The sequence below is a fragment of the Mesorhizobium sp. M2A.F.Ca.ET.039.01.1.1 genome, assembly GCF_003998035.1.
Lineage (GTDB): Bacteria > Pseudomonadota > Alphaproteobacteria > Rhizobiales > Rhizobiaceae > Mesorhizobium.
In genome coordinates this window covers 1-762 of the sequence record NZ_RZRY01001372.1, presented here as the reverse complement: position 1 = coordinate 762, position 762 = coordinate 1, and the positions used below count along the sequence as shown (strand labels likewise).

Genomic DNA, 762 nt, shown 5'->3' with positions numbered 1-762 from the left:
GCCGATATTCTGCGCCACCGTCATGTGCGGGAACAGCGCATAGCTTTGGAAGACGGTGTTGACCGGACGTTTGAACGGTGGCAGCGGCGCGATGTCCTGGCCGTGCAGCAGGATCTCGCCGGCGCTCGGGAAATCGAAGCCGGCAATCAATCTCAGCAGCGTCGTCTTTCCGCATCCAGACGGACCGAGCAGCGTGAAAAACTCATTTTCGCGGATCGACACCGAAACCGTGTCGAGGGCGGCTACCTGGTTTTCGCCGGTTCCGAAAACCTTGCGAACACCGCGAACTTCGATCGCGTTCTTACCCGGTTGTTCCGGCACGATTACCCCATTGAGAGAGCCTGCTCTTTCCGGCAGGTGTGTTCCTGTTTGATTGTGACCATAAGCCGTGGGGCTTGGCAACTGCGGAGCTGCTACCTGATTTTCAAATGCAATTCCCATGCCGCACCTCAGGCCTGATAGGTGACCCTGCCGCCACAGATGGTGGTGACCGGGCGCACCGTGTGCAGCGCTTCCGGCGCGGTCGCCTCGATATCGGCCGACAAGACGACGATGTCGGCGAGATAGCCGGTCTTCAGGCGACCTTTGCGATCTTCCATGAACTCCGCATAGGCGCCCTCGACGGTGTAACCCTGGATCGCTTCTCGCAACGAGAAGCTCTGGTCGGGCATGCCTTCCGCCCAAGGCTTGCGCATGACTGCCGCCTGGATGGACAGGATCGGATCGACCGGAGAAACTGGCCAGTCGGACGCGAACACCACG

At 60.2% G+C, this 762-nt stretch carries 2 protein-coding genes; both read right to left on the bottom strand.

Annotated elements, in window-relative coordinates; all coding sequences use genetic code 11:
- Positions 1 to 321, bottom strand: a 321-nt coding sequence (locus EOA24_RS39935) for an ATP-binding cassette domain-containing protein (RefSeq protein ID WP_127410924.1), incomplete at its 3' end; no start/stop codon positions are given.
- A 128-nt stretch (positions 322 to 449) separates the two neighbouring features.
- A partial coding sequence (locus tag EOA24_RS39930) for an amidohydrolase family protein (protein WP_145992587.1) occupies positions 450 to 762 on the bottom strand: 313 nt, incomplete at its 5' end.